Below are 26,058 nucleotides of genomic sequence, written 5' to 3'. Positions count from 1 at the left end.
CTTCACGGCGGCTAGGGTGCCGACGGACTCCTCGACGGAGGCGGGATCGACGCGGGCAAGGAACTACCGGTCGAGGTGATCGGTGCGCGGGTGGCGCAACGACGCTGCGCAGGCACGCCGCAGATCGTCCGGTGAACCAGGGGGCACCAGGTCGTCGGCGGTGCGTCGGACTCGGGTGTTGATGGCCAGCACGCCACGATGGCGCTGCCGTGCGAGGGTGCGGCCGAGGAGTTCCTCGTTTGTTCCGGCGACGTAGAAGCCAGCGGTGTCGAGCACGGTGACGCGCAAATCGAGGGCCTCCAGCAGAGTGGCCGCAGCCTCGCGCGGGTCAGGGGGACCGTAGGTGCCGGTCACGCTCATGCGGCGAAGTCGAGTCGGGAGACCGCCCGGCCGTCGGGTCCGAGGGTGCGGCGCACCACTCCTCGGTCACTTCGCCAGGGCCTCACGGAGGAACGCGAGGATCTCCGCCTGGGCGGCCTCGGCCTGGGGTTCCACGCCGGGCAGGGTGAGGAACGCGTGCTTCGCGCCCGGGTATTCGGAGAGCCGCACGGAGGTCCCCGCCTCGCGTAGCCGCTCGGCATAGCGGCGGCCGTGGTCGGCGACCGCGTCCTGGGTGGGCACCACGACGAGCGCCGGGGCGAGCCCGCTCAGGTCATCGGCGCACAGCGGCGAGACGGCGCCCGCGTCGGCTCCCGGCGGAACGGCGAGCCGCTGGAGGAACCGCAGTAGCGGCAGGGCGCGGGACGGGCTGTATGCGTACTCAGCGACGGAGGGGTACCCCAACATCGTCTCGGTCACATCGACCACGGGGTTGACCAGCACCTGGGCCTTGAGCGCCAGGCCGGCCTCCCTGGCTCGGACGGCCGTCAGCGCGCTGATCAACGCGCCGCAGCTCTCACCGAAGACGGCCACCCGCGCCGGGTCGACGCCCCACTGCGCGGCGCGCCGCACCACGTGCCGGAGCACGTCCCAGCCGTCGTCGGCGGCGTTCGCGAGCGGGCTGTCGGGGGCGAGGAGGCGGTGTTCGACCGAGACGACGACGGCGGGCAGCCGCGCGGCGAGGTGGCTGTTGGTCCAGTCGCACTGCGCCGCCGTGCCCACGAAGCCGCCTCCGTGGACATGGACCACCAATGGCAGGTCCGTTGGGGCCGCGGCTTCGTCGTCTCCCGTCGGCGCCGGCCGGTAGACCCGGACCGGGAGGTCGCGGCCGGGCAGCGCGATCTCCCGCCAGTCGATCGCGGCGCCGGGATCCGGTTCTCCGAGGAGCGCCCGCGCCGCGCTGGAGGCTCGGAAGCGGTTCTCCGCGTCGCGGTAGGCGAGCAGTTCCTCGATCGTGATCACCGAGAAGTCCGGCTCTGGCGGTCGCGTCGCGGTAGTGGGGTCGCTCATGTCTCCTTCTTCTCTCCCGGGCCGGATGCCGGGTACGTCGTCGTGACTGGACAGCGCGCTGTCCTCATTATGCACGCGGTGCGTGCAACGGCAAGTGCATCAGCAAGTGCATCGGTTAGACTGGGACAGGACGAGAGGGGCGAGATGACCGGCCGAAAGCGATGGTCGACCGAGGAGATCCTGGACACGGCGGCGGAACTGCTGCGCACGAGCGACGCCGAGTCGTTCAGCGTGCGCAAACTCGCCGCAGCGCTCGGGACCGACTCCTCCAGCCTCTACCGGCACTTCCGCAACAAGACGGAACTGCTGCGCGCCGTTGCCGACAGGGTCCTGCTGGCCGCCATGGACGGCTACCGCCCCGAAGGCGACTGGAAGCAGCGCATCACCGCCCTGGCCCTGCGCCTGCGCGAGGCCTTCGGCGAGCAGCCCCAACTCGCCACGGTGTGGGGACGCTACGCGTCCGGCGGCACCGGATCCCGACTGGTCATGGAGGAACTGCTCCAGGCCCTGCGCGCGTCAGGCCTGCCCGACGAGGAGGTCCCGGTGCGCTACCACCGCATCGTGATCCTCCTCGCCGCGCTGATCGCCTCCGAGGCCGGTATCAGCACCCTCACCCCCCAGGAGTACGAACAGGGCGTGGAGCAGTTCCGCGTCGCGGTGCTCGGCGCGGATCCCGAACGCTTCCCCGCCCTGGCCCGCTTCGCCCGCGAGGTCCGCCCCCTCGGAGCGGACCGCCGCGCCGCGTTCGACGAGATCCTCGCCGCCCACCTCGCCCACATCGAGACCCAGATTTCCTGACGCGCTGGATCAAGAGCGCGATGCGGTCGGGGCGCGCCGCCGCCGCAGGCACGGTGCCGGAGGCCGGGTGTCGGAGTAGCGGCCGAGGAAGTTGATATGGCCGCACCGAGGCGAGGAGAGCTGGGCGGTCGTTCGGACCGCCCCTGCCCGGCCGCCCGCCGACCGGGCAGGGGGCACTCCGGGCGCGAGTCGGCATCGGTGAACCTCTCCTGCCACTTCTCCACGCCCAGGATGTCGTGGAGGAGCAGGCTATTGATATGCACCAGCCAGCCCATCGGGTTTCTCACCCGGCGGATGCGCGATCTCGACGTCCCGGTCCCGCTACACCTGACAGGGTTCGCCGTGCGGCCGCATCTGGTGGTGGCGGATCGCGGCGGCCAACGGCGAATGAGAGCCGGTGAACCCCAACTCGGCCAACTCGTCGAACAGCCTGCACACCCACCGATGCGGGTCATTGCAGGATGGCATCTCAGATCAGTGCCATGTCCTCAAACTGTCCCGCAGGCTGCCCGGAGGCGTCGCGAACCTGCATCGGCAGCCATCCGTTCCACCCATGCACACACGGTTGGTGCTTGCTCGATGCGGCTGACGATGTCCTTCTTGGACGCTCTGTCCAGGGTGTCCGGGATCTTGTCGAAAGTGGACGGTGCGAGGAAGGTCTGGGGCCATGCCGGGACGATCGCGAGAAGCCCCACGGGGCAGAAGATCAGTAGAGCCGGAAGCCCGGTGATCACTTGCCGTCACCGAGATCGCGAGGCGGTGGGTCTCCGCCAGGGCCTGTCCTCAAAGCCAGATGAGCAGGGTGGTCAGATCGATCATGCCCTGGTAGGACATGGCGGTCTTGTCGAACCGGGTCGCGAGGGCACGGAACCGTGTGCGACGGGTTGACGCAGCGCTCAACGACGGTGCGGCGGTGGTAGGCAGTGCGGTCGAAGGCCGGTAAACCCCGCCGGCCCGGCCGCGACGCAGCCGGTGGGCCTGCTGGTCACGGCGTTCGGGAATCGTCGCTGGGATGCGCCGTAACGCAGGTGGGAGCGGATGGCTCGGCGGGAGTAGTCGTTGTCCACGATCACCCGCACCTCTGTCACCACGGGTGGTCAGGGCGCCGGTGCGTGACCACCGCCAGAACCGGTTGTCGACACCTCTTCCGCAACCCCTGTCGTTCCGGCAGGTCACGTCACGCCACACCGGTCTTGGCCTGGAACCGCTATCCCATTGATCACCCGGTCGTCTACCCGGGGACGTCCCTTTCGCGCCGGAAGGGGCAGCAGTGGTTCGATCGCCCGCCGCTGCTCGTCCGGCACCTCGTGCCCGCGTGCCGCTGCGCAAGATCACATCAGATCAGCCACACCAGCTTTGAGGACAGGCCTAGCAGTCACATGGTGGGCAGGCGGATGCTGATCGTGCTGGACAACGCCGCCACCACCGACCAGGTGGTCCCCCTGTTGCCCGGCGGGCACGGGCGCACCGTGCTGATCACCAGCCGCGACCACCTGCGGGGGCTCACCGCCCGCCACGGCCGTCCCGGCGGAGTCCCTGGGGACGGCCACCGCCCCTGGTGACCGCTCGGACGTCGAAGACGCCGAGGCCGCAGAGAAAAGCGTTCGTCCACAGTGGACGACGGCGTGGAGGAAGGCCTCCCGTGCGACGACCGCAGGAGGCTCAGCCCCGCTCGGCGGGCGACGCGGTCAGGCCCTGGCAGACCACGGCGACCAGACGACTGGTGTCCCCGCGTCGCCGGGCGCGGCGCTCAGCCGTGCCGCAGGCGACGAGCAGGTCCTGCACGTCCGTGATCTCCAGGTCGGATCGGATCGCGCCGGCCTCCTGAGCCCGGCGCAGCAGGGTGGCGACGGCGTCCAGGAAGTCGTGTTCGACGGCCGAGGTGGCCTTGAACCCCGTGCCGGTGCTGGCTTCCAGCGCGTCGCAGAGCGCCTGGTTCAGCGACAGTTGGTCGATCACGCCGGTGATGAGGTCGAGGAACGCCCGGCCGGGGTCGTCGGCGGTGGCGAGCGCCGCCGCGTCGTCGGCGAACTGGCGGATGCGATCGAGGAGGACCGCCTCGAACAGGGCCTCCCTGGTGGGGAAGTGCCGATAGACGGTGCCGACACCCACGCCGGCCCGTCGGGCGATCTCGTCGAAGGAGATCGCCAACCCCTCCTCGGCGAAGGCGTCCTGGGCGGTGGCGAGGACGAGTTCCCGGTTGCGCCGGGCGTCCGCCCGCAGCCGCCTGCCGCCGGCGACCGCCACTGACTCATCGACCACGGACCGATCGTACCTGGCCCCCCTTGCCAACCGGAGAGATCTCTCCGTATATTCCAGTAACCGGAGAGATCAATCCGGTTAGTCCGGTGAAGCCACCACCATGCGAGGAGTCGTGATGACCGAGCGGAACACCGTGCCCGGCCCCCGGGAGATCGTGGAGCGCATGCGGCGGGGGATGGTGGGCGACACCGCCGCCATCGAGTTCGCGGAGGACGCGGTGTACGAGACGCCGTTCGCGCTGCCGGGCTCGCCCCGGCGGTTCGAGGGGCGGGAGGCGATCCAGAACCACCTGGCCGCCCGATCCGCGGAGGGGATGCGCGCCGCGCTGGACATCAGGGACGCGGTCGCGACCGTCTACGAGACCACGGACCCGGACGTCGTCGCCTTCGAGTTCGAGCTGTCCGGGGTCTCCGTGCCCGCCGGCACACCGTTCCGATTCACCTCGTCGATCGGGGTGCTGCGGGTGCGCGACGGCCGGATCACACACTGGCGGGACTTCCCGAACTTCCTGGGTGGCGCCGAGGCCGCCGGCGCGCTCCCCCAGCTCGCCGCCATGCTCGGCGGCCAGGACACCCCGTGACCGAGGGCGACACGCCCGCCGTGAACGCTGTGAACACCGTGCCCACCCGCACGCGCCTCGACCTGGTCCCGTCCGCGAGACAGACGCGCGAGATGGCCGTGGCGCGGTCGTCATCCCACGCCGGCACGACCCGGTGACCCAGGGTGAGACCGGGTGAGACCCGGTCAGACCCCGTGACCGCTCGACCACCACGCGGTTCGAGGATCTGGGGCTCCGGACCGCGCGCAGCTCCAGCTCCTCGTCGCACCACCACCTCTGAGATTCCTTCTCCGCCCCCTCACGGAAGCGAGGTACCGCCGTGTCCACCCACCACACCGACGTGCTCGTGGTCGGCGGCGGCCCGGTCGGGTTGCTGCTGGGCTGCGAGCTGGCCCGACGCGGCGTCACGACACGGGTCATCGAGCGCAGGCCCGTCCGCACACCCACGGGCGCGCGGGGACGCGCGCTGTCCGCGCGGAGCCTGGAGATCCTCGACGACCTGGGCGTCGTCGACCAGGTCTACGCCCGCGGCCGGCGGGACCCGAAGGCGTACCTCTACGACGGCGACACCGTGGTGCGCGTGCTGGACCCCGCGTCGGCGAGCGCCAGCCACCCCACGCCGGAGGCGCCGCACCGGTGCTCCTTCGTGGAACTCCCCCAACAGTCCACCGAGGAGATCCTGACCAACCGCCTGGCCTCGTGGGGCGTCGAGGTCGAGTTCGACCACGAGCTCGTCGACCTCCACGACCTCGGTGACCACGTGGACGCCACGGTGCGCACCAGCGGCGGCACGAGGCGGATCACCGCCCGGTACGTCGTCGGGTGCGACGGCGGCTCCAGCCGGGTCCGCACCCTCACCGGCATCTCCTTCCCCGGCCAGACCAGGACCGCCGAGCAGTACCTCACCGGCTGTGTCGCGCTCCGGGGCCTCGACCCCGACCACCTGCACATCTGGTCGACGGGCACGATGTTCACCTGGCAACGGGACCTCGACGGCTGGGTGTTCTTCGTCCGGGTCAGCCCCGACCACACCGGGACGCCGCCCGCGCCGACCGCCGCCACCCTCCGCCGGATCTTCGACGACGAGTGTCGTCTGCCCGGCGTCACCTTCGGCGCCACCTGGGCGACGTCGACGTGGCGGCCGAACATCCGCATGGCCGACCGCTACCGGCGGGGACGCGTCCTCATCGCCGGCGACGCCGCCCACGTGCACCCGCCCACCGGCGGCCAGGGCATGAACACCGGAATCCAGGACGCGTACAACCTCGGGTGGAAGCTCGCCCACGTCCTGCGCGGCGCACCGGAGTCCCTCCTGGACACCTACGAGACCGAACGGCGTCCGGTCGCGCGGGGCCTGTTGGCCACGACCACCCAGCGTTTCGACACCGCGACCCGGGAGGACACCGAGAGCCGCCTCGGTCTGGTCCGGGACGCGTTCCTGGCGCAGGACAGGTTCGCGGACACCACGCAGCTCAGCATCGGCTACCCGGACAGCCCGCTGTCCCGCGACCTGGGCGGCACGGGGGTCAGGGCCGGCGACCGCGCCCCGGACGCCCCCGGCCTCCGTGGCCGCGACACCACCACCAGCCTGTTCGACCTCTTCCGGGGGCCACACCTGACGTTGCTGCGTTTCGGCCAGGCCCCCACTCCCCCGCCCGTCGACGTCGAGGGGCTTCGGGTGGTGAGCGTGATGCCGCCGGGAGCGCGGGAGCTGCCCATGGGCGACGCGGTGGTCGACGCCGAGGGGCACGCCCACCACGCGTACGGCGTCACCGCGCCCGCCACCGTGCTGGTCCGCCCCGACGGCCACATCGGATTCACCGCGCCCGACTCGGCGGACACCGCCCTGGCCGACCATCTCCGGCTCCTGGTCGCGACACGCAACACGTAGGTTCGGGCGGGCGGCGGCCGCCGAGCACCCGCAGGAAACCCCAACAGCGACAGGGTCATGAGGCCTGCTGCCGGACCCCCTTCACCAGGGCAGGCGACCCCTTTCCTCCACGCCTGTGAGGGCAGGAAAAGGGGTTCCGGAGCCAAACCATAAGACAGGTTCGCAGGAAGTTTTCGAGGGTAGGGGCCTACGAGAGGTGTTGGACCGGCGCTCGTTGATGTGCTGACGTGCCGGGTGTGCCACAGGTTGTTCGATCGCTGTCATCTGCGGCACACCCGGCACCTGGTCATCAGGATGACAGCGGATTCGTGCCCGGTCGCCCGAGGTCCTCATCTTCCCGACCAGTCGGATAACAGGGTCGTTGGAGTTCTTCCTCGCCACCGGTGTCCACGACGAGGTACTGCGTGGGATCGTGATGTTCGACGTCCGGGAACGGCAAGCGGCTCACGCCGTACGTGCGCAGCGCAGGTGGGACCGAGCACGGAGGGACGGTGGTGCGCCAGGTCCTGCGACGTGTCTTCCGCGATGGGCCGGCCGCCGAGGACATCTGGCGGCACACCGAATCAACGAGAAGTGAGCAGTCACAGGCCCGCCCCGGTTTCACGCCGTGCCGGCCTGGCCGTGGATCGACATCTCCCGCCCGAGACCTCGTACGGCGCTGGCCGAGGGAGTGCACGCACCCGCGGGAAGCGCTGAAGCACCACGCCAACCGCATTGCAGGCGAGACGCGCGAGGGGAGGTCGTCGCGCGATTCTTGCGCCTACCTACCGGTTCCGTCCCGCTCCCGGTGCGGCCAGCACGCGACGTTCGCTGTCATCAACTGGCCCGCAAGCAGGCGATCAGCTCGGCAGCCAACCTCCTCACCACAGGCCCATGGGGCGCGTCCTCACAGGACAGCTCCTGCGCGCACGCCCACAGCCGCGCCAGCAGCCCCGACCGCGACTCCAATTCCGCAGCCCGCTCACGCGCCACCCGCTCAGCCAGCTCCGGAACCGACCAGGACGACGCCCACAACATCGCCGCGTCCAGCCCGCGAGGCGCCAACCCCCAGTCCTCCCAATCCAGCAACCAGAACTCCGGCGCGGTGAGGTTGTTCCAGTTCAGATCCCCGTGCGCCGTCGCCCACTCCGGCACCACCGTGTCGACGACCTCGCCGAACACCTCCACGATCTCCCGCGTGAAGCGCTCCTGCGTCAACGGCACCGTATGGACCGTGGCCACCCGGGTCGTCTCACGCTCGGACAGCGCGTCCAGCGAAGCGTTCAACCCCGCCCACCACTGCTCCGACAACACACCGTGGTCGAGGAAAACGTCAGCCAGCGCAAACACGGCCAGGCTCGACGCCGATGGTGGAGGCGAGGTCGGTGACCACGTTCGTGATCAACCTGGCCGCGATCACCGTCGACGTCATCATCATGTCCTGCGTGCTGCTGCCACCCGTGTTCCGCCGCGTCGCCCAACTCTTCCGCCGAGTCCGCCGGGACCTCCGCCGCTGGAACCACGAACGCCGACAGCGCAGGGAACAACAACGCAGGGACGAGCCACCCACGACCCCGACGACGCAGGCCACGAGGAGCACGCGTTGAAGATCAAACCGGCCGCCCGGATCACCGGTCGGCTCCGCCAGCAGGTGGCCGCCGACCTGAAGAAGAAGTACGAGAAAGGAGCGAGCATCCGTTCCCTGGCGAGGTCCACCGGCCGCTCCTACGGGTTCGTGCACAAGGTCCTCATCGAGGCCGGAGTCCAGCTCCGCGGACGCGGTGGCGCCAGGCGAAGGACTACCCGCAGGCGACGATGACACCAGTGCCCCTGGTGGTCCCCGCACGGCCCTACCGCACGCACGGGAGGTCAGGAAGTGTCGGCCCCGCACACGCGGGGATGGTTCGACCATGTGTTCGTCCCACCCGATGGTGGCCCAATCGGCCCCGCACGCGCGGGGATGAGCCGGACAGTCGCTACCTCGCGATCATCACTCGTCGGCTGGCTGCCACCGCACACACGTCGGCCGCAAGCCACCAGACTCGCGGAACTCGTGCACTGCGGCGCGGAACTGGTCCAGAGTGATGGCCGCGTTCGCGGGGAACGGGGTGGCGGAGTCGATGTCGCGGTAAAGCTGGGGTGCGTGGGCTGGAGCTGGCTCGGAGAGTGACACCTGGGCGCCCTCGTCGTCCGGGCCGTAGTACCGCAGGGCCGCCATCCGCGCCCGGGGGTCGATGTCGAGCCGTAGTCCGTGGTCGGGCATGTCGTTCCACTTCGGCCCCTCAGCCACGTGCATGGCGGGGTTGTGGTTGAACCCGGCTGCGGCGGCGATGAGCCGGTCGACTGCCGAGTCCACCTCCTCACGAGTACGCGCGACCATCGGGAGCGCGTCCTCGACCTCGGATTGCAGGTAGATCTCCAACGTGTAGTTCATGGCCACAGCTTTCTCGATGGTGGCGTCCGAGCTATCTACGCCTCAGAAGACGTCTGCTTCCTGCCATCGCACGCAACGGGGCCGCTCACCGGTCTTCCTGAACTCATGGACGCGCCCAGCGGACCACGTCGAGTGGGAGCACCGCGTCAGCGGGTAACACGACAGGGACGATGGGGGTCACTGTCGAGCGCATCAGCGTTTGCGCGATCATGGAGCGACGAACACTCCCCACCCGCCCCACAGATCGCGATAGCAAATGGTCAGAACCGGCGCCCCAGCCAGATGAAACGCCAGGTCAGCAAGTATCGGCCCCGCCCACGCGGGGATGGCTCGATACTGCCCGGCGCCGAGCCACCGCCGACGGGATCGGCCCCGCCCGCGCGGGGATGGCTCCGGGCGCAGACCTGTTCACCACCCGTTTGGTCCATCGGCCCCGCCCACGCGGGGATGGCTCGAGTGGTGGGAGGTCGACGAAGACGCCGACGCCATCGGCCCCGCCCACGCGGGGATGGCTCCTACTATCCGCGCCGTGACAGATACCAAAACCCATCGGCCCCGCCCACGCGGGGATGAGTTTCGTGGCCGTGATCCTGTGCAGTGGGCCCCTGGCCCGCCCCGGGGTGGAGGGTGGACCCCGGGGCAGACGTCGGAGGGGGTTACGAGGCCGCGAGGGCGTCGACCACCACGCAGGCGATGTTGTCGGGGGCGCCCGCGTCATAGGTGAGCTGGGTGAAGCGGTCCACGGCCTCCTGGGGGTCGCTCGCCGTGTCCAGGACCTGGTGGATCTGCTGCTCGGGGATCACGGCGTGCAGGCCGTCGGAGCAGAGCAGGTACCGGTCGCCCACGTGCGCCTCGCGCAGGTGGAGGTCGGACTCGGCGCTGCCGTCGGCGTGCAGGGCGCGGAGCAGTCGGGCCCGCTGCGGGTGCGACACCGCCTCCTCCGGCGTCAGCTTCCCCTCGTCGACGAGTGACTGCACGACGGTGTGGTCGTGGGTGACGCGGGTCAGGTCCCCACCCCGCAACAGGTAGGCCCGGGAGTCGCCGACGTGCGCGAACCCGACCTGGGTTCCCGACCACAGCATGGCGGTCAGGGTCGTGCCCGCGTTCGCGTAGGCCGGGTCGGAGGTGACGATCTCGCGAACCGCCGTCCGCGCGCCGAGCACGGCGTCCCCGAGCGCCTTCAGCACGTTCCCGGCCGGCGCCTCGGTGTCCAGTGGGGCGAGGGCGTCGATCGCGGCGACGCTCACCCCGGGCTCGGGCCCCGTCGTCCCGAACCCGTCGGCGACCGCGAACAGGTGCCTGCCCTGGTACGCCGCGTCCTCGTTCTTCTCCCGCACCAAGCCGCGTTCGTTCCGGAGGGCGGACAACAGCTCCAGCTTCGGGGAGAGGTCGGCCATGGCAGTGTCCCTTCTGGACAGATGGTCGACGAGGAAGGTGGCCAGTTCCCTGCGCGCGGCGGTGTCGGCCTCAACCTGCCGCCAGTATGACGAGACCTCGGCGGCCGCCGCGAGCGGCGGGAGGTCGCAGACGACCCGGATGCGGGCCAACGGCATGCCGAGCCCGCGCAGCCACAGCACCAGCTTGGCCCGCGCCAGTTGGGACGGGTCGTAGGACCGGTATCCCGAACGCGGGTCGACGTGGGCGGGTGGCAGCAACCCGAGTTCGTCGTACAGGCGCAACGCCTTCGGCGTCAGACCGGACGCCTGCGCGAACTCGCCGATGCTCAGTCTGGCCATGTCTCCCTCCTCGCCCCGGGCGCCTCACCCGGTGACCCCACGGTGTGGCCTGCCCTTGGGGGAAGGTCAAACCCGGTCGCCCACACCCGGCTCGGGCACGTTCCGCGACCGTACCTCCGCGCATGATCACGATCAGTCACCAGTGCGGGGCAGGGCGAACAGGCAGCTCACACGCCCCGCGACACACTCGCCGTCGTGCACGAAACACCTGAGGATCTGGAATGGTTGCAGCGCCTGCTCGATGACTCCTACGCCAGGTCGGGCGACCACCTCCGCTCCGTCATCAACGAGGAACGGCGTCTGGACGCCGAGGGCGTGGTGGCGGAGATGGGCAACATGCGGGTGATGGCCCTGGCCACCACGACCGCCAAGGGCGAACCCCGGGTCGGCCCGGTGGACGGCCTGTTCTACCGGGGCCGTCTCCACTTCGGCTCCGGCGCGAACTCGCTCCGGTTCCGGCACCTGCGGGCCAGGCCTGCCGTCTCGGCCTCGGTCATCGACGGCGAACGACTCCAGATCACGGTGCACGGCACCGCGAGCGAGGTGCGACCGGCCGAGGACCCCGGGCTGGAGGCGTTTCTGGTCGAGGTGTACGGCCGTGAGGCGTGGGAGGGCTGGATGCGGGAGCTGCCGTGGGCGCGCATCGATCCCGTTCGGATGATCACTTTCCGCAACCCGGCCGCGGCGGAGCGCTAGCGGACCGCCGGCGGGCCGGTGCTGGAGCGGCCGGTCCGTCCAGGAAGGACCACGCCCCTGGCGCGGAGGGCGTCCGCGCCAGGGGCGTGGGTGCGTGGGCGTCGACCTCAGCCGCCGAAGGCGGCGGCGTTCTCCCTCACCCACTGGGCGAAGGTCCTGGCCGGCCGTCCGGTGACCTCCTCGACGGTGGGCAGCACCGTGTACCCGGCCTCGGGCGGGTTGGTCCTCATGGTCAGGAAGAACTCGACGTCCTCGTCCGAGAAGCCCTGCTCCCGCCAGCGCGCGACGATCTCGTCCCTGCCGAGTTCGACGTACCGCACGTCCCGGCCAAGGACCGCGCCGATCACACGCGCCTTCTCCGGCGCGGTCAGCGCCTCGGGGCCGGTCAGCCAGTACTCCCGGCCCGCGTGGCCGTCGGCGGTCAGCGCGGCGGCGGCGACCGAGGCGATGTCCGCGTCGTGGATCATGGCGCTCCGCACGTCCGGGAACGCCTCGCGGACGACTCCCTCGTCCCGCACGGACTCGGCCCACTCCAGGGCGTTGGACATGAACTCCACCGGCGCCAGGTAGGTCCACTCCAGACCGCTGGCCTCGACGGCCTGGTCCAGCGCGGTCTTCTCCGTCTCTCCCTTGAGCACGGTCACCCTGCGCACGCCGGCCCGCACCGCCAGATCCATGATCTCCGAACCGTTGGTGAGCGGGGCGTAGTCGCCCCCGAAACCAATGAGATGGACGGCGGTGACACCGGCGAACACAGTGGACAGACTGGAGGTGTCCGCGAGATCACCAGCGACGACCTCAGCTCCGGCAGGGAGGGTGGCCCGTTCCGGGCGGCGGCTCAGGGCGCGCACCCGGTGCCCGGCGGCCAACAACTCGGCGACGAGGGGACGGCCGACGTGGCCGGTGGCGCCGGTGACGAGAACGGTGGAGGGCTCGGCTTGCGTCATGGTCACGACGCTAGGGACCAAGGCGGACGACTTCGGTCCTCGTTCACGGGGGACCTTCGAGTGGAGGGAACAGGAGTGGACGACGAGCGGGTGGAGGACGTGCGGCTGGCCGTGTTCCGGGCCTTCGCCGAGACCGGGAGGGCGCCGGAGCGGGCGGAGCTGGCCCGCCGGTCGGGGCTCGACCCGGCCCGGGTCGAGGAGGCGTTGCGGCGGCTGCACGAACACCGGGACCTGGTGCTGGACGCGGAGGGGCGCGTCGTCATGGCGCACCCGTTCTCCTCGGTGCCGCTGGGTTTCTCGGTGATGGGCCGGAACACCCTGTGGTGGGGCGGGTGCGCGTGGGACTCCTTCGCGATCCCGCACCTGCTGCCCGAGGAGCCCGAGGTGTTGGTGGCGACCCGGTGCCAGGGCTGCGGAGCACCGCACGCCCTGGTCGTGCGGCGGGACGCGCCGCCGGACTCCGGGCTGGTCGCGCACTTCCTGACGCCGGTCAGCCGGGCCTGGGACGACGTGGTGCGGGCCTGCGGCAACCAGCGGATCTTCTGTGACGAGGGCTGCGTCGCGGGCGGCCCGAGCAGCCGCCCGCGACACCTCGGCCCCACCCGGGATCGTCAGGCGCAGGGGGTCAGCAGTTGCGGGTTGACCACGAGCGCCAGGAAGCGGACTCCGCCGAGCAGGGCGCCCTTCTCGTCGCGCACGCTCACCTGGAGGGTGTGCACCCCGCCGACCCTGGTGTCGTCGGGGAGGTCGAACGCCAGGCCGAGCGGAGCCGCGCCGCCGGGCCTGACCCGAACCCTGACCTCCCTCCCGCCGGCGCCGCAGAGCACGTTGTCGCCGAAGAAGGTGAGGCCGCGGACCGGGTTCTGGGCGGCGGCCACGGTGTGGGTGGCGACCGCGTCGACCAGCACGGGAACGCCGCCGGCTCTGACCAGCGCCAACTCCAGCGGTTCCCCGAGCCGTCGGCAGAACTCCTGGTTCCGCAACCGCTGGATCTCCACCGCGTCCATGCCGGTGATCGTGGCGCCCCAACCGGACAGGACCTGGGCGAGCCCGATGAGGCCGAGCCCCTCGTCGCCCCGGAGTTCCTCGGCCGTCACGGTGAACGTGGCCTCGGTCGGCGCGGGGTTGGCGACGCCGAGGGTGAAGCAGGCGCGGCCGCCCGGCGGGAACCGGCGCAGGTTGATGTTGTGTTGCCCGCAGTGCGGGTCGATCACCACGGGGAAGTCGGCGGTCGCCGAGGTGATCTGTCGCCCCTCGGGGGAGCCGGGGCAGCCGTGGGTGTAGCAGTTGGCCCCGAGGCACATGTGCGCGGAGTTCGGGTCGGCCGGGTTGATGAACGAGCTTTCGTCGGGGATCCAGTCGACGCTGGCCACCGCCCACCCGTGGGCTCGGACCACTCCGACCGGGAAGACGGCGTGCGACCGGTTCGGGTCGGGCGCCGGCGGGAACGGCATCGAGTGGACGGGCGCGATCGGCGCGATCGGTTTGGACACCCAGATCTGGACCATGACGCCGGAGATGTCGGTGTCGCTGTTGTTGTCGACGCGCACGTGGATCCGGTTCGGCACGCCGGGTCGCGCGGTGGACAGGTCCCAGCCGCCGGTGAGCCACATCGACGGCGACTCCCAGTAGGCGGCGCCAGGAGGGATCGGACGGGCTCCCGTGTCGTTGCTCCGGTACTTGATGTACAGACTGGCCATGGTGTTCCCTTCTGGTGGGAGCGGTGGTGGGCAGGGGTTCTGGGACGTGATTCCGCGCCGCGATGGCAGATCCTCTCGCGCACAACGAAATTTGGCGTCGCGCAAGGGCGTGCGTCCCGCGCCGTCGGACACCTCGGAAAGCACGTGACATTCGAGACGGCGTGATGGGGATTGCACTTCGATGAGGGCCTCGTGGCACGAGGAGGCCAACCGGTCTCGACGTCACGTGATCGCGTCACACCTCAACGTCATGCGTTGACGTCATGCATTGACGTCGCGCGATCACGTCACGCGTGGGACGAGCCGAGCACGAACGAAAGGAACACACCTCCTTTTTTGGGGTGGCCCGCCCGAGATTTCGACAACGCCGGTGACATTACGAAGCGATCATCTGCGCCGAAAGCCCCAAGAGGGCGACACGCTGTTGTACGAAAGACTCACCCACGCCGGACACAGCCGTCACTCCCCGCCCGCTGGTGAACAGCGGCCACACCGTGCCGGTGGCGCTCGTTCACCCCTTGACCCGAATCGAGCAATCAGCGCGGGAAATGGACCCTGACCACACGCCGCCACCGCGCGAACGACGGGAGCGCGCCCGCTCGGGCAGGAGAGAGCTACCTCGGTCGGCTCAGGGCCGGGCCCAGCCGACGGCGCCAGGGCGGCGGAGCACAGGACCGACCACCGAGGGGCGCGCACCAGGCTTCTCGCGAAAACAGCAACAAAAATTGCCGGCAGGGTCATCGCGGTCGCAGCCTGGCGTCAGGAGGTGATCGCGATGAGCGGCATGGCGAGCGCGCCCGGCGTCCGCCTACCAGGGCGGGCACGGTGTGGCCGCATGGGGAACGCCCTCCGGTGACGCGGCAGCCGTGCGCCCGCGCGACACCGAGCGGCAATGAGCGACGATGAGCGCCGACTCTCGCCACCGGTCCCCGGGCCGGAGACGCGGGTGACGCCAGGACGGCTGCCCGGCGACAGCACCGGCTCCGCGGTCCTCTCCCCGCACCGCCCGCGCCCTGGCGCGGCATTCGTCCACTGAGGACAGAGAAGACGACTTCCCGCACCGGCCCGATCGTCCGTCGGCCTCCATCGGGCGCGTCCCTGCCCACCCGCGCGAGGAGATCCCCCATGTCAACAGATCTGGGAGACGCAGTCTCCGTCACGCCGTCCCCCGTTCCCGACGGGAGCGGAGAAACCACCGGTCGACCGAGGGAACGCGGGCGCGCCGCGTTCGCGATCCTCGCCGTCGCCCAGGGAACGCTGATCTTCACCATCAGCCTCATCACGGTGCCGCTGCCCGTCATCGGACGGGAGTTCGGCGTCGGGACGGCGGAACTGGTGCTGATCAACGCCGCGTACGGGCTGCCCTACAGCGGGCTGTTGCTGTTCGGCGGACGGCTCGCCGACCGGTACGGCGGGCGGCGGATGCTCGTGACCGGGCTCGCGCTCTTCGGGGCGGCATCCGTCGCGGCCGCGTTCGTCCCCGGCTTCGAGGCGTTGGTGGCGTTGCGGTCCACGCAGGGCGTCGGCGCGGCGTTGACCGCGCCGGCCGCCATCGCCGTGCTGCGCGAGCTGTTCCCCTCCCCCGACGCCTTCGGCAGGGTCATGGCGACGTGGGGCGGCGCGTCCGTCATCGGCGCGATGCTCGGGCCGCTCGCCTCCGGCGTCGTCACCACGTGGGTGTCGTGGCGGTGGATGTTCGCCTTCCCGGTCGTGGTCGCCGCGCTCACCCTCGCCGTGTCCAGGGCGCTGTTCCCGGCGGGCCGGGCGGACCGCGGCGCGTCCCGTCCCGGTGTGGACCCCGTGGGCGCGGTGCTGGCCACGCTCGGCATCTCCGTGGGCAGCTTCGGGCTGATCTTCAGCGTCGACCTCCCGTGGACGTCGCCGACCGTGCTGGTCCCCGTCGTGGTCGGCGTCGTGCTGCTCGGCGCGTTCCTCGTGGTGGAGCGCCGGGTCCGCGACCCGCTGCTGCCGCCGGGGTTCACGCTGGAGCCGCGCCGGTTCGTGGGGCTCGTCGCGATCCTGCTCGCGGCCGCCGGCTCCGGCGTGGTGTCCTTCGTGCTGTCGGTCTACCTCCAGCAGGTCCAGGGCTGGTCGCCGCTGGCGACGGCCGGCGGGTACGTCCCGTTCACCGTCGCGCTCATCGCGTCGAACGCCGCCGCCGCGCCGCTGGTGGCCCGGCTCGGGGCTCCTCGGGTGACGATCGCGGGCCTCGTGGTGTCGGCCGCCGGCTTCGCGCTGCTCACGGGCATCGACCACGGCTCGTCCTCCGCCGCCGGCCTGCTCCCCGGGCTGCTCCTGCTGCCGGTCGGCTCCTCCCTGGTCTTCTCCGGCTCGGCCGTGCTGTCCACCGCGCACGTGCCGCCGCGCCAGATGGGGCTCGCCGGCGGAGTCATGAACACCGGGATGGAGCTGGGACCCACCGTGGGGCTGGCCGCGTTGATGTCGGTCGCGGGCACGCGGCCGGACGTGGTCGACGGTTACGTGTGGGCGTTCGGCACCGCCGGGACGGTCCATTTCGTGGCCGCGCTCGCGTCGGCGGTGCTCGTGCGCGCCCGCCCCGGAGCCGCCACGAACCCCTGAGAGCCCGACAGCCGTCCCGTTCCCACCGCGTGGCCCGCTCCGCGCACCACGAGGCCACCCCTGCCCTCACCTGGGCGTGCCGTCCGGCTCGTCCAGACAAGGAAAACGAAGGAGTTCTCCCGTCATGCCCACAAGCCCCGTCTCCGCCGTCACCGAGCAGACCTTCGAGCGCCAGGTGCTCCAGGCCCGGCGGCCCGTGCTGATCCAGTTCTGGGCTCCCTGGTGCGCGCCGTGCCGGATGATGACGCCGATCGTCGAGCAACTGGCCAGCGAGCACGCGGAGTCCCTGACCGTCGTCAAGATCAATGTGGACGAGGAGCACGGGCTGGCGGCCCGGCACGGGATCTCCGGGATCCCCGCCTTCCTGGTCTACCGGGACGGGCAGGTCGTGGACGCGTGGGTGGGCGCCGCGCCCAAGCCCATGCTCGAACAGCGGCTCGCCGACCACCTCCCGTGAGTTCCGCTCCCGGGGAAGGGGCTGGCTCCGACGCGGTGGACGTCGGAGCCAGCCGCTCGGCGCGGTCCCCGCGGTTCGACCTCAGGCGCCGCGCAGGGCGAAGCGCTCGGCGAAGGCCGCCATCTCGTCGCGCTGTTCCTCAGGGTCGGTGGAGCTGGGGCTGACGACGATCCTGGTCACGCCCTGGGCGGCGTACGCCTCGACGGCCTCCGCCGGCATGTCGATCGAGCCCCAGCGGGTGTACTCCAGCCGGTCCGGGTCGCGGCCGGCCTCCACCGCGCTGGACCGGGCGAGGTCCATCTGGGCCTCGCGTTCCTGGGGAGTGAGCATGCCGCCCGGGAAGTAGCCGTCGCCCCGACGACCGGCACGCCGTGCCGCCGCGCGGCTCGACCCACCGACGTGGATGGGGAGCTGGCCGCCGCCGTAGGGCTTGGGGAAGCTGCACGCCCGGTCGAGGGTGTAGAACTCGCCCTGGTAGCTGACCCCCTCCTCGCCGCCGGACCAGAGCAGCCGCATGACGTCGATCGCCTCGTCGGCCCGCCGTCCGCGCGTGGCGAAGTCGACGCCCACCGCGCTCGCCTCGCCCGGCAGGCTGCCCAGCCCCACCGTCAGCAGCCGCATGCGTCCCTTCGACAGCACGTCGATGGTCGCCAGGCGCTTGGCCAGGACCACGGGGTGGTGGTACGGGAGCAACAGGACGCCCGTGCCGAGCAGGAGCCTGTCCGTGGCGGCGGCCACGAAGCTCAGGCAGTCGAGCGGGTCGGCGAACGGCAACGAGGGTGGCAGCTCCATCGCCCCGACGGCGGCGCCCGGGTACAACACGACGTGTTCCGGCAGGTACAGCCCCTCGAAGCCGCACTCCTCGGCGCTGCGCGCGTACGCCACGATCCGGTCGGGGTCGACCCCGTGGTAGGCCGTGTTGTAGCTGATCGCGAACTTCATCGTCTCCCCAGTCCACCCAGGAACGAAATCTGTCCATAGTGGACAGTACAGGCGGGACATCCCCGCCGTGTCCGGCCAGACTACGGCCGAGCCACGACAGGGGACGCCGCTCTCACCGGCTGGACCGGGAGCCGCGCGCCAGCTCCTGGATTCCCGCCAACACGCGGTCACGGGTCATGCCACGGGCGGTGACGAGGTAGTCGATGACGTCGGAGCGCAGCGCGGTGAAGACCGCGTGCGCGAGGTACTCGGTGTCGTCGGTGACACCGGCCGCCGCCAGCCTCCGGTCCAGCTCCTCGATCCAGAACTGGCTGGCGTCGTTGGCGTAGTAGGCGTCCGGGCCCCGGTGTTCCAGCGCGCGAATCATCGGACGATTCCGCCAGACGAACGCGAACAGCGCGTCGACGTAGGCGACGAGGGCGTCGTGAGGATCACCACCGGGACCCAGCGGCGGGGGTCCGCCCTCGACCGACTCCCGCAGCGCGGCGACCCTCGGCTCCAACACGGCGTGCACCAGGGCGGTCCGGTCGCCGAAGCGACGGAAGACCGTGCCCTTGCCGACACCGGCGGCGGCCGCGATGTCCTGCATGGACACGCTCTCCACGCCCTCGCGGTCGAACAGGGCGGTCGCCGCGGCGAGGATCGCCTCCCGGTTGCGGGCCGCGTCGGCCCGCTCCTGCCTGGTGCCCATGCCTCTCCTTGCTATCCGGACCGCCGGTACGTATCTTAGGCCGCGCTGAAGCGGACCATCGGTCCGGTTGAGGTCGCGTCTCGTTTCCCCGTGATGTGGAAGGAACTCGTGGTGATCCTGATCACCGGAGGTCGCGGTCGGATCGCCCGCGCCACCGTCGCCCGCCTGCACGCCGCTGGTCACCGGGTCCGGGTCGTCAGCCGGGCCCCCGACACCCTCGACGTCCCGGAGGGCGTCGAGGTCGTCGGCGCCGACCTCGCGTCCACCACGCGCGCCTCGGACTGGACGCCAGTCCTCGACGGCGTCACGGACGTGCTGCTCTACGCCGACCCCGGCGGTGTCGACCGCTTCCTCGACGCCGCGTCGGCCCGGATCGTGCTGGTCTCGGCGCTCGTCGCGGACGACCTGGTCGCGCCGACCGGTGACCCCATCGCGCGGATGCACCAGGCGGCCGAGGCGGCCGTGCGTGACTCCGGGCTGCCCTGGACGTTCCTGCGGGCAGGTGGCTTCGCGACGAACGCGTTGGGCTGGGCAGCCTCGATCCGCGCCGAGCGCGTCGTCCGCGCGGCCTACCCGGAGTCGCACTCCGCGCCGATCCACGAGCAGGACATCGCCGACGTCGCCGCGCTCGTGCTGTCCGCCGACGGCTCCGAGCACGAAGGCAGGGCCTACGCGCTGACCGGACCGGAGTCCCTGACCCAGCGCGAGCAGGTGGACCACATCGCGGCGGTGCTCGGCGAGGCGGTGCGGTTCGAGGAGATCAGCGCAGGCGACTACCGGGCGATGCTCGGCCAGTGGGGCGACGACAGCATGGTCGACACGCTGCTCGCGCGGCTCGCCGAGGCCGACGGTCGGCCAGCCCTCGTCTCCACGACGTACCAGGAGTTGACGGGACGCCCCGGCCGCTCGTTCGCGCGGTGGGCGCGCGACCACGTGGACAGCTTCCGGTGACGGGCCGCCCAGGGCGTTCTTGAGGAACGGCCACGCGCACCCGCGTGCTCATGGCCGTGAGCCGGCCGCGGGGTCCGGGCAGCGGTCCGGTACGCGCCCCGCGGCCGGCCACAGCGGTCAGGTGTTCTTGGGGAAGGCGGCCGTGATGACGCGACCGGCGATCGCCGGCTGGGGCTGTCCCATGTGGAGGGTGTTCACCGAGTAGACCAGGCGACGGCGCAGGTCCGTCGTCGCGCCCATGCCGTTGTTGTAGCCGGGTCGGTCCCCGGTCTTGCCCCAGATGGTGACGCCGTTCAGCGTGAACTGGGTGAGTCCCGCGCTGTGCACGGCCTTGACGTCGTTCGTCGGGTCGTCGTCGCCGTCGTAGGTCATCACGTCCGGGACCGTGAGCATGACGTCGAGTTGCTCCTGGGGCAGGAGGCGACCACTGAACAGCGCCACCAGGAACCGGTCGAGGTCGGCGGCGGTCGAGATCATCGAGGCCGCCGACCACTGCAACGAGGGGTTGGCCTCGGTGACGTCGACCAGCGTGGTCCTCCCGTTCCTGGTCACCGCCTCGTAGGCACGCGCGTGCGGTCCGTGGATCTTCGGGTCGACGCCGGGAGCCACGGTGTCCCCCATGCCCAGCGGGCGCAGGATGGTGTCCTCGACGACCCTCTCCCAGCGCCGTCCGGTCACCTTCTCCACGAGCAGGCCGGCGACGATGTAGTCGGCGTTGCCGTAGTGCTGCTTCTCGCCCGGCTGGAAGAGCAGCGGCGCCCGGGTGTCGAGCTGTTCACCGGGCCGGAAGGTGTCGAAGCGGTGCTCGAAGAACCACGACGGGTCCTTGCTGTTGACCGCCAGCCCCTGGAGCCCGCTGGTGTAGGTGAGCACCTGGCGGACGGTGATCGGCGGGCGGTCGGCGGGCAGCAGGTCGGGCAGGTAGTGCTGGATCGGCCGGTCCAGGTCGATCGACCCGTCGGCGACCAGTCGCAACACGGTGACGGCCGTGAAGGTCTTGGTCATGCTGCCGATCCGGAACCGGGCGTTGTCCGGCACCGGCCGCCGGGAGCCGTCCTTGGCCACACCCGAGGTCCCCCGCCAGCAGCCGGCCTCGCCGCTGACCCGGACGAGCGCGCCGTTGACGTCGCTGTTGGGCAGGCCGGCGATCGCGTTCCGCAGCGCCCGCTGGTCCTGGTCGGGCAGTGGCGAGCAACGCTCGGCGACGGCCGCCGAACCCTCCGGCGTCGCGGCCAGGGCCGCTGGCGCCACACCCACGACGCCCGCGAGCACCGCGGAGGAGAGGAGCGCGGCCACGACGGCGCGGCGGGGGCGTCGCCTGTCAGTCAGGGTCATTCTGGTCCTTCCGGCTGGGACCGCGAGGGGCGTCGCGGCGACCGACCGAGCAGTCGACCGACCCCGTCACGCCCCTCGCTGATCTTGTTCGCGCCCCAGCCTCACCCGACCGGCGCCGCCCAACATCGGGGACGGGCCCTGGTCTCGTCGGCCTCCGCCCCTGAGACCCCGCTCCGGAATGCCCCGGAGGTCGCGCCGCTCACAGCGGCGCGGGGCAGGGCGTCACAGCCACCGGCGAAGAGGCCCAGCACCACAATGCCCAGCACCACAACCAGGACCAGCGCCCCAGCCCCACTACCCCAGGTCAGCCCCCACCCGCCCTGGGGGGCGAGCCCTGCTCCAGCCTATCCGCCCTGACCCCCGCCCCCAAGGTGATCACGCGAGGCTGTGGACAACTGGAGCGCCTGTGGACAACCCCGTCGCCCGACAGGAGGACCGGCTTGACACCACCCCGAACATCAGCCACAGAACATCCCGCCCTGCCGCCACCGGGCGGGCGGAAGACACCGGCCCCGACACCGGGTGGACACGAGCCCCACCCCTCGCCGAACCGGGATCACGATCACCGAAGGACAGCCCCCACCCGCCCTGGGGGGCGAGCCCTGCTCCAGCCTATCCGCCCTGACCCCCGCCCCCAAGGTGATCACGCGAGGCTGTGGACAACTGGAGCGCCTGTGGATAAACCCGTCCCTCAACAGGATGACAGGCTTGACAGCACACGGAACACGAGCCAACAACCAACAGCGTCAGCGGTGCGCCAGCACGTTGACCACTCGGCCGTTCGGGTCCCTGACGAAGAACCGCCGCACTCCCCACTCCTCGTCGGTCAGCGGATGGATGATCTCCGCGCCGCGCTGGAGCATGGCCTCGTACGCCGCGTCCACATCGTCCACCTCGACGCTCAGGTCGGGCACGACCGGCGCGGTCCTGTCCTCGGTCATGACACTGACCTGCGCCGCGGGGGTGGACGCCGACCCGAGGGTCATGATCCAGCCGTGGTTCATCACCTCTTCGAAGCCGAGCAGGCCGTAGAACTCCCGGCTCTCCCCCACGGCCTCGGACCGGATGTTGGGCACGACACGGCGAACGGCCATCGACGTCTCCAGACGCGTGCGAGCGACACTTCGACTCCCAGGAGTACCACCGCGCACCCGTCGCCCGCACTGTCGAAACGGGACACACGTCGCGGCTTCTCCTTTCGGCCATGCCGCTCCGGCCGCACGCGGGTCCCGTGCCGCGCCGCTCACGACGGCACGGCACGGGACTGCTCCTGAGTTCCTGCCGTGGCCATCAAGGCAGAGCCGGACCTCAGGTTTACCGGAGATTCATCCTCGCCGACAGGACGGACACAACACCGGATCCCCGAGCGACAGCCTCCGATCTGTCCTCTGTGGACTCTCCGACCAGAACCGGACGACCTGTCCTGGACAGTGTCACTCGGCTGTCAGCTCGTGGCGGATCCAGTCGGTCACGGAGCCGTGGCGCGGCGTCCACCCCAGCTCCTCCCTGGCGCGGACGCCGCGGACCCGGCTGTTGGACCCGAGGGCGTAGACGGCGGGCTCGTACCCCCACTCGGCGATCGCCGAGTCGATGTCCCACGGTTCGGCCGGGCCGAGGCCCAGCGCCTCCGCGATCGCCCGCGTCATCTCGGCGAACGACGCCTCGCCGTTCTCCACGAAGTAGAACGCCCCTGCGGGCGCGTCGGCGAGCGCCAGCAGGTACAGGTCGACCACGTCGTCGATGTGGACGGTCGACCAGATGTTGCGGCCAGGGCCGATGTGCCGGGCCACGCCGCTGGCCCTGGCCTGCGCCACGAGCCGGGGGATCTGCACGCTGTCGCGGGCGATGCCGCGCCCGTGGCCGTAGATCAGGCTGTTGCACAGGACCACGGATCGCACGCCCCTGGTTCCGGCGTCGAGCACGAGCCGGTCGATCGCAACCCGAGGGGCCTTGTCCGGGGTGGGCCGCCACGGACCGTCGGGACGGATGTCCTCCTCGGTGTAGACGTGCTCGGAGAGCTCGCCGCGCGCGTCGTCGCCCACGATGCTGGACCCGCTCGTGTGCAGCAGGGGCTTGCCCGAGCCGGCGAGGGCGTCCACGAGCGCCTCGGCCGCCACGCGGTGGTCGCTGTCCGCTGCGTTGATCACGGCGTCGGCCGCGGCCGCCTCACGGGCCAGGACGGCGCGGTCGTCGAGCGTGCCGAGGACCGGCGCGACGCCGCGTTCGCGCAGCGCCTCGGCCCCGCGCTCGGACCGCGTCAGACCGACGACCTCGTGCCCGTCCCGCACCAGGCGGGCGGCGAGGGAGCCGCCGATGTAGCCGGTGGCTCCCGTCAGGAACACGCGCACAGTCCCTTCACCTCACATCCATGCGTAAGCATATTTTTCCTACACAGATAGTGATCATGCATGGAAGTCGTGTCAAGGCCCGGCGCGGGGCATCGAGGTGATCAGGGGCTCCACACCATCGTCTGCTGGTGCACGGGCCGCCCGTGGTGCCGAAGGCCCGGCACCACGGGCGTGGGTCCGTGCTTCTCGAAGCCCATGCGCGCGAAGAAACGCACGGCCCGCGTGTTCTCAACCAGGGTCTGGAGATGACAGCCCGGCGACTCCACCGCCCGCAGATGGTCGAGCCACCGCCGCATCAGGGCCGCTCCCGCGCCGACACCTCGCGCGCGAGGCACGAGGTTGATGTGCAGGTGCGCCGGCCACCGGGGATCGGTGAAGTCCCCGGGCACGGGCTCCCGGCGCAGCGCGCACCGGACGGTGTCGAGCGCGGCTCGGGCGAAGAATGCCAGGGGGCCCGGCCTGAGGAACAGGCGATACGTCCTGATCGCGTGCGTCATCCGCGCGCTTTCCGAGGGAAACCGGGAACTGTCGACGCACCCGGCGAGATAACCAACCATCTCTCCGTCCAACAGGGCGACGAGAAGGGTTTCCGGCGCGTGTTCCACGTACGGCATGAGATAGACGGCGGCCTCGGACTCGGGATGTCCCCAGATTGACCCGGACGGTGTGCCCTCGCCCGCGCGCTCGAACAACTCCCGCACAGCGGCTCGGTCAGCCGGCGCGTACGGGCGCACCTCGATCTCGCTCATGACTCTCCCCCCTCGCGTCGTCCCTCCCAGCATTCCGGAACGGATTAGGTCCTACGCGGCGCTGTGCTCCCTGGCCGCCCGCACCGTCGTCCGCCCGAGGACGAGGTCGGCGGCCTTCTCCCCGATCATCACCACTGGAGCCGTGGTGTTCCCCGTCGGCGCCTGCGGCATGACCGACGCGTCCGCCACCCGCAAGCCCTCAACACCCCGCACCCGCAACTCCGGGTCCACCACCGCCATGCTGTCCACGCCCATCCGGCACGTGCCGACCTGGTGGTGATAGGACAACGTCGCCAACCGCACGTACTCCCGGATCTGACTCCGGCTCACCCGCTCGGCACCTGGGGAGACCTCCGACCCGCGCCAGCCGTCCAACGCCCGCTGCCCGACGATCTCCCGCACCATCCGCACCGAGTCGACCATCACCTCCAGATCGTGCGGCTCCGCGTACACCCTCGGGTCCAACGCCGGGGCCTGCGCCGGATCCGCCGAACGCAACCACAACCGCCCCCGACTGCGCGGATGATCCAACCCCGCCATCGCCGTGAACCCCTGCTCCGGCCGAGACCAGCCCGGCGGCGGGAACGGGAACCCCATCAACACCGGCTGCGTGTCCGGCACCAACAAACCAGGGTGCGACCGCCAGTACAGGTGGGCCTCCAACCCCACCGCCGAGGCCGGCACCGGCTGCCGGGACTCCCACACCAACGGCACCACCAGGTGGTCGTGCAGGTTCTCCCCCACCCCCGGCACGTCGGCGCGCACCCGAATACCCAGCTCGGCGAGCTGGCGGGCGGGGCCGATCCCCGACAGCAGCAGCAGGTGCGCCGAACCGATCACCCCGGCGCACAGCACGATCTCGTCGGCGCGGGCGTGATAGAGCTGCCCGTCCACGCTGTAGTCGACACCGGTGGCCCGACCCCGCTCCACGACCACACGGTGCACCAACGCGTTCGTCACCACCGACAGGTTCCGCTCGCCCATGACGGGAGCGACATAGGACGCCCACGCGCTGGCGCGGCGTCCCGCACGGATCATGCGGGAGGTCAGCGACACCCCCTCCCGCTCGCCGCTCGCGCCATCGTCGATCAGCGGCAGGCCCCACTCCTGCGCCGCGCGCACGAACGCCTCCGCGAGCGCGCTGGGACCACTGTTCCGGGTGACCGGGAGCGGACCACCCTCCCTCCCCGAGGCGGCGGAGGCGTTCCCGTGGTCCTCCGCACGCCGGAAGTAGGGCAGCACCGAGGCCCAGTCCCAGCCATAACACCCCTGGTACGCCCAGTGGTCGTAGTCCGCGGAGGCGCCACGCGTGTAGATCATTCCGTTGATCGCCGAACACCCGCCCAGCACCCGACCACGCGGCCAGTAGATCCGCCGACCACCGCACCCCGGCTGCGGCTCGGTCCAGAACCCCCAGTCCACACTGGACCCCCACAGCTCCAACAACCTGGTCGGGTCGTGGATCGCCGGGTGCTCGTCCCGCCCGCCGGCCTCCACCACCAGCACCCGCCGACCCGCGTCCACCAACCGACGCGCGACCACGGACCCGGCCGTGCCGGCCCCCACCACCATCACATCCCACGAACCGGTGTCACCTCGACGAGGGCCACTCGG

25 protein-coding genes and 1 pseudogene are annotated in these 26,058 nt (G+C 71.1%); 11 read left to right on the top strand and 15 right to left on the bottom strand.

Going from position 1 to position 26,058, the window contains the following annotated elements:
• Positions 1 to 63: 63 nt before the first annotated feature.
• The gene (locus LX15_RS01465) at positions 64 to 360 is read right to left on the bottom strand and encodes an aldo/keto reductase (protein WP_253667593.1); all 297 of its coding nucleotides are present in this window, start codon (positions 358 to 360) and stop codon (positions 64 to 66) included.
• Between the two features lie 66 nt (positions 361 to 426).
• The gene (locus LX15_RS01460; RefSeq protein WP_253667592.1) at positions 427 to 1,389 is read right to left on the bottom strand and encodes an alpha/beta hydrolase; all 963 of its coding nucleotides are present in this window, start codon (positions 1,387 to 1,389) and stop codon (positions 427 to 429) included.
• Positions 1,390 to 1,533: 144 nt separating this feature from the next.
• On the opposite strand from LX15_RS01460, the gene LX15_RS01455 reads away from it, so the two are divergent.
• On the top strand, positions 1,534 to 2,187 hold the full coding sequence (locus LX15_RS01455; RefSeq protein WP_253667591.1) for a TetR/AcrR family transcriptional regulator: 654 nt from the start codon (positions 1,534 to 1,536) through the stop codon (positions 2,185 to 2,187).
• Between the two features lie 1,394 nt (positions 2,188 to 3,581).
• Positions 3,582 to 3,749 carry a hypothetical protein gene (locus LX15_RS01450; RefSeq protein WP_253667662.1) on the top strand — a complete coding sequence of 56 codons (168 nt, stop codon included), beginning with the start codon at positions 3,582 to 3,584 and terminating at the stop codon, positions 3,747 to 3,749.
• 100 nt (positions 3,750 to 3,849) lie between these two features.
• Here the strand turns inward: LX15_RS01450 and LX15_RS01445 are convergent, their stop codons facing one another.
• Complete coding sequence (locus tag LX15_RS01445; RefSeq protein WP_253667590.1) at positions 3,850 to 4,449, bottom strand: TetR/AcrR family transcriptional regulator; 600 nt, start codon at positions 4,447 to 4,449, stop codon at positions 3,850 to 3,852.
• Between the two features lie 115 nt (positions 4,450 to 4,564).
• Between LX15_RS01445 and LX15_RS01440 the strand changes: the two genes are divergently transcribed.
• Complete coding sequence (locus LX15_RS01440; protein ID WP_253667589.1) at positions 4,565 to 5,029, top strand: nuclear transport factor 2 family protein; 465 nt, start codon at positions 4,565 to 4,567, stop codon at positions 5,027 to 5,029.
• Positions 5,030 to 5,327: 298 nt separating this feature from the next.
• Positions 5,328 to 6,899 carry an FAD-dependent monooxygenase gene (locus LX15_RS01435; protein WP_253667588.1) on the top strand — a complete coding sequence of 524 codons (1,572 nt, stop codon included), beginning with the start codon at positions 5,328 to 5,330 and terminating at the stop codon, positions 6,897 to 6,899.
• Between the two features lie 816 nt (positions 6,900 to 7,715).
• Here the strand turns inward: LX15_RS01435 and LX15_RS01430 are convergent.
• Entirely contained in the window at positions 7,716 to 8,165 is a 450-nt protein-coding gene (locus LX15_RS01430) for a phosphotransferase (protein ID WP_253667587.1), read from the bottom strand.
• Between the two features lie 98 nt (positions 8,166 to 8,263).
• Here LX15_RS01430 and LX15_RS01425 point away from each other — a divergent pair, with 98 nt between their 5' ends.
• Positions 8,264 to 8,485, top strand: coding sequence for a hypothetical protein (locus LX15_RS01425; protein WP_253667586.1), 222 nt, complete (start codon positions 8,264 to 8,266; stop codon positions 8,483 to 8,485).
• Positions 8,482 to 8,697 (top strand): helix-turn-helix domain-containing protein, encoded by a 216-nt coding sequence (locus tag LX15_RS01420; RefSeq protein WP_253667585.1) that lies wholly within the window; start codon positions 8,482 to 8,484, stop codon positions 8,695 to 8,697. The genes LX15_RS01425 and LX15_RS01420 overlap by 4 nt, the downstream gene beginning before the upstream one ends.
• Positions 8,698 to 8,868: 171 nt before the next feature.
• On the opposite strand, the gene LX15_RS01415 is transcribed toward LX15_RS01420, so the two are convergent.
• Together LX15_RS01415 and LX15_RS01410 are read right to left on the bottom strand one after the other, a co-directional pair.
• A complete protein-coding gene (locus tag LX15_RS01415; RefSeq protein WP_253667584.1) occupies positions 8,869 to 9,312 on the bottom strand; it encodes an Imm1 family immunity protein in 444 nt (147 codons plus the stop codon).
• Positions 9,313 to 9,968: 656 nt separating this feature from the next.
• Complete coding sequence (locus tag LX15_RS01410; protein ID WP_253667583.1) at positions 9,969 to 11,048, bottom strand: MerR family transcriptional regulator; 1,080 nt, start codon at positions 11,046 to 11,048, stop codon at positions 9,969 to 9,971.
• A gap of 195 nt (positions 11,049 to 11,243) precedes the next feature.
• On the opposite strand from LX15_RS01410, the gene LX15_RS01405 reads away from it, so the two are divergent.
• The gene (locus LX15_RS01405) at positions 11,244 to 11,744 is read left to right on the top strand and encodes a pyridoxamine 5'-phosphate oxidase family protein (RefSeq protein WP_253667582.1); all 501 of its coding nucleotides are present in this window, start codon (positions 11,244 to 11,246) and stop codon (positions 11,742 to 11,744) included.
• Positions 11,745 to 11,851: 107 nt separating this feature from the next.
• On the opposite strand, the gene LX15_RS01400 is transcribed toward LX15_RS01405, so the two are convergent.
• Positions 11,852 to 12,691, bottom strand: a complete 840-nt coding sequence (locus tag LX15_RS01400; RefSeq protein ID WP_253667581.1) for an NAD(P)H-binding protein — start codon at positions 12,689 to 12,691, stop codon at positions 11,852 to 11,854.
• Between the two features lie 261 nt (positions 12,692 to 12,952).
• Between LX15_RS01400 and merB the strand changes: the two are divergent.
• Positions 12,953 to 13,234: pseudogene (gene merB, locus LX15_RS32925) on the top strand (organomercurial lyase); the annotation flags it as partial.
• 68 nt (positions 13,235 to 13,302) lie between these two features.
• On the opposite strand, the gene LX15_RS01390 reads toward merB, so the two are convergent.
• Positions 13,303 to 14,391 carry a hypothetical protein gene (locus tag LX15_RS01390; protein WP_253667661.1) on the bottom strand — a complete coding sequence of 363 codons (1,089 nt, stop codon included), beginning with the start codon at positions 14,389 to 14,391 and terminating at the stop codon, positions 13,303 to 13,305.
• A 1,125-nt stretch (positions 14,392 to 15,516) separates the two neighbouring features.
• On the opposite strand from LX15_RS01390, the gene LX15_RS01385 reads away from it, so the two are divergent.
• Together LX15_RS01385 and trxA are read left to right on the top strand one after the other, a co-directional pair.
• Positions 15,517 to 16,971 (top strand): MFS transporter, encoded by a 1,455-nt coding sequence (locus tag LX15_RS01385; RefSeq protein ID WP_253667580.1) that lies wholly within the window; start codon positions 15,517 to 15,519, stop codon positions 16,969 to 16,971.
• A 124-nt stretch (positions 16,972 to 17,095) separates the two neighbouring features.
• Positions 17,096 to 17,428 carry a thioredoxin gene (gene trxA / locus LX15_RS01380; protein WP_253667579.1) on the top strand — a complete coding sequence of 111 codons (333 nt, stop codon included), beginning with the start codon at positions 17,096 to 17,098 and terminating at the stop codon, positions 17,426 to 17,428.
• Between the two features lie 81 nt (positions 17,429 to 17,509).
• Here the strand turns inward: trxA and LX15_RS01375 are convergent, their stop codons facing one another.
• Both LX15_RS01375 and LX15_RS01370 read right to left on the bottom strand, forming a co-directional pair.
• On the bottom strand, positions 17,510 to 18,370 hold the full coding sequence (locus LX15_RS01375) for a TIGR03619 family F420-dependent LLM class oxidoreductase (RefSeq protein ID WP_253667578.1): 861 nt from the start codon (positions 18,368 to 18,370) through the stop codon (positions 17,510 to 17,512).
• Between the two features lie 112 nt (positions 18,371 to 18,482).
• Positions 18,483 to 19,061 carry a TetR/AcrR family transcriptional regulator gene (locus LX15_RS01370; protein WP_253667577.1) on the bottom strand — a complete coding sequence of 193 codons (579 nt, stop codon included), beginning with the start codon at positions 19,059 to 19,061 and terminating at the stop codon, positions 18,483 to 18,485.
• A gap of 93 nt (positions 19,062 to 19,154) precedes the next feature.
• On the opposite strand from LX15_RS01370, the gene LX15_RS01365 reads away from it, so the two are divergent.
• Positions 19,155 to 20,012: an NAD(P)H-binding protein gene (locus tag LX15_RS01365; RefSeq protein WP_253667655.1), complete on the top strand. Its 858-nt coding sequence runs from the start codon at positions 19,155 to 19,157 to the stop codon at positions 20,010 to 20,012.
• Positions 20,013 to 20,129: 117 nt separating this feature from the next.
• Here LX15_RS01365 and LX15_RS01360 read toward each other — a convergent pair whose 3' ends face one another.
• From LX15_RS01360 to LX15_RS01340, 5 genes are all read right to left on the bottom strand, one after another.
• Positions 20,130 to 21,347, bottom strand: coding sequence for a serine hydrolase domain-containing protein (locus LX15_RS01360; RefSeq protein WP_253667576.1), 1,218 nt, complete (start codon positions 21,345 to 21,347; stop codon positions 20,130 to 20,132).
• 746 nt (positions 21,348 to 22,093) lie between these two features.
• Positions 22,094 to 22,441, bottom strand: a complete 348-nt coding sequence (locus tag LX15_RS01355; RefSeq protein WP_253667575.1) for a VOC family protein — start codon at positions 22,439 to 22,441, stop codon at positions 22,094 to 22,096.
• A gap of 339 nt (positions 22,442 to 22,780) precedes the next feature.
• Positions 22,781 to 23,695, bottom strand: a complete 915-nt coding sequence (locus tag LX15_RS01350) for an NAD-dependent epimerase/dehydratase family protein (RefSeq protein WP_253667574.1) — start codon at positions 23,693 to 23,695, stop codon at positions 22,781 to 22,783.
• A gap of 101 nt (positions 23,696 to 23,796) precedes the next feature.
• The gene (locus LX15_RS01345) at positions 23,797 to 24,444 is read right to left on the bottom strand and encodes a GNAT family N-acetyltransferase (RefSeq protein ID WP_253667573.1); all 648 of its coding nucleotides are present in this window, start codon (positions 24,442 to 24,444) and stop codon (positions 23,797 to 23,799) included.
• A 51-nt stretch (positions 24,445 to 24,495) separates the two neighbouring features.
• Positions 24,496 to 26,016 (bottom strand): GMC family oxidoreductase, encoded by a 1,521-nt coding sequence (locus LX15_RS01340; protein ID WP_253667572.1) that lies wholly within the window; start codon positions 26,014 to 26,016, stop codon positions 24,496 to 24,498.
• Positions 26,017 to 26,058 lie beyond the last annotated feature (42 nt).

It is taken from the genome of Streptoalloteichus tenebrarius (genome assembly GCF_024171885.1).
Classification (GTDB): domain Bacteria; phylum Actinomycetota; class Actinomycetes; order Mycobacteriales; family Pseudonocardiaceae; genus Streptoalloteichus; species Streptoalloteichus tenebrarius.
This window is presented reverse-complemented; position numbering and strand designations above follow the sequence as displayed.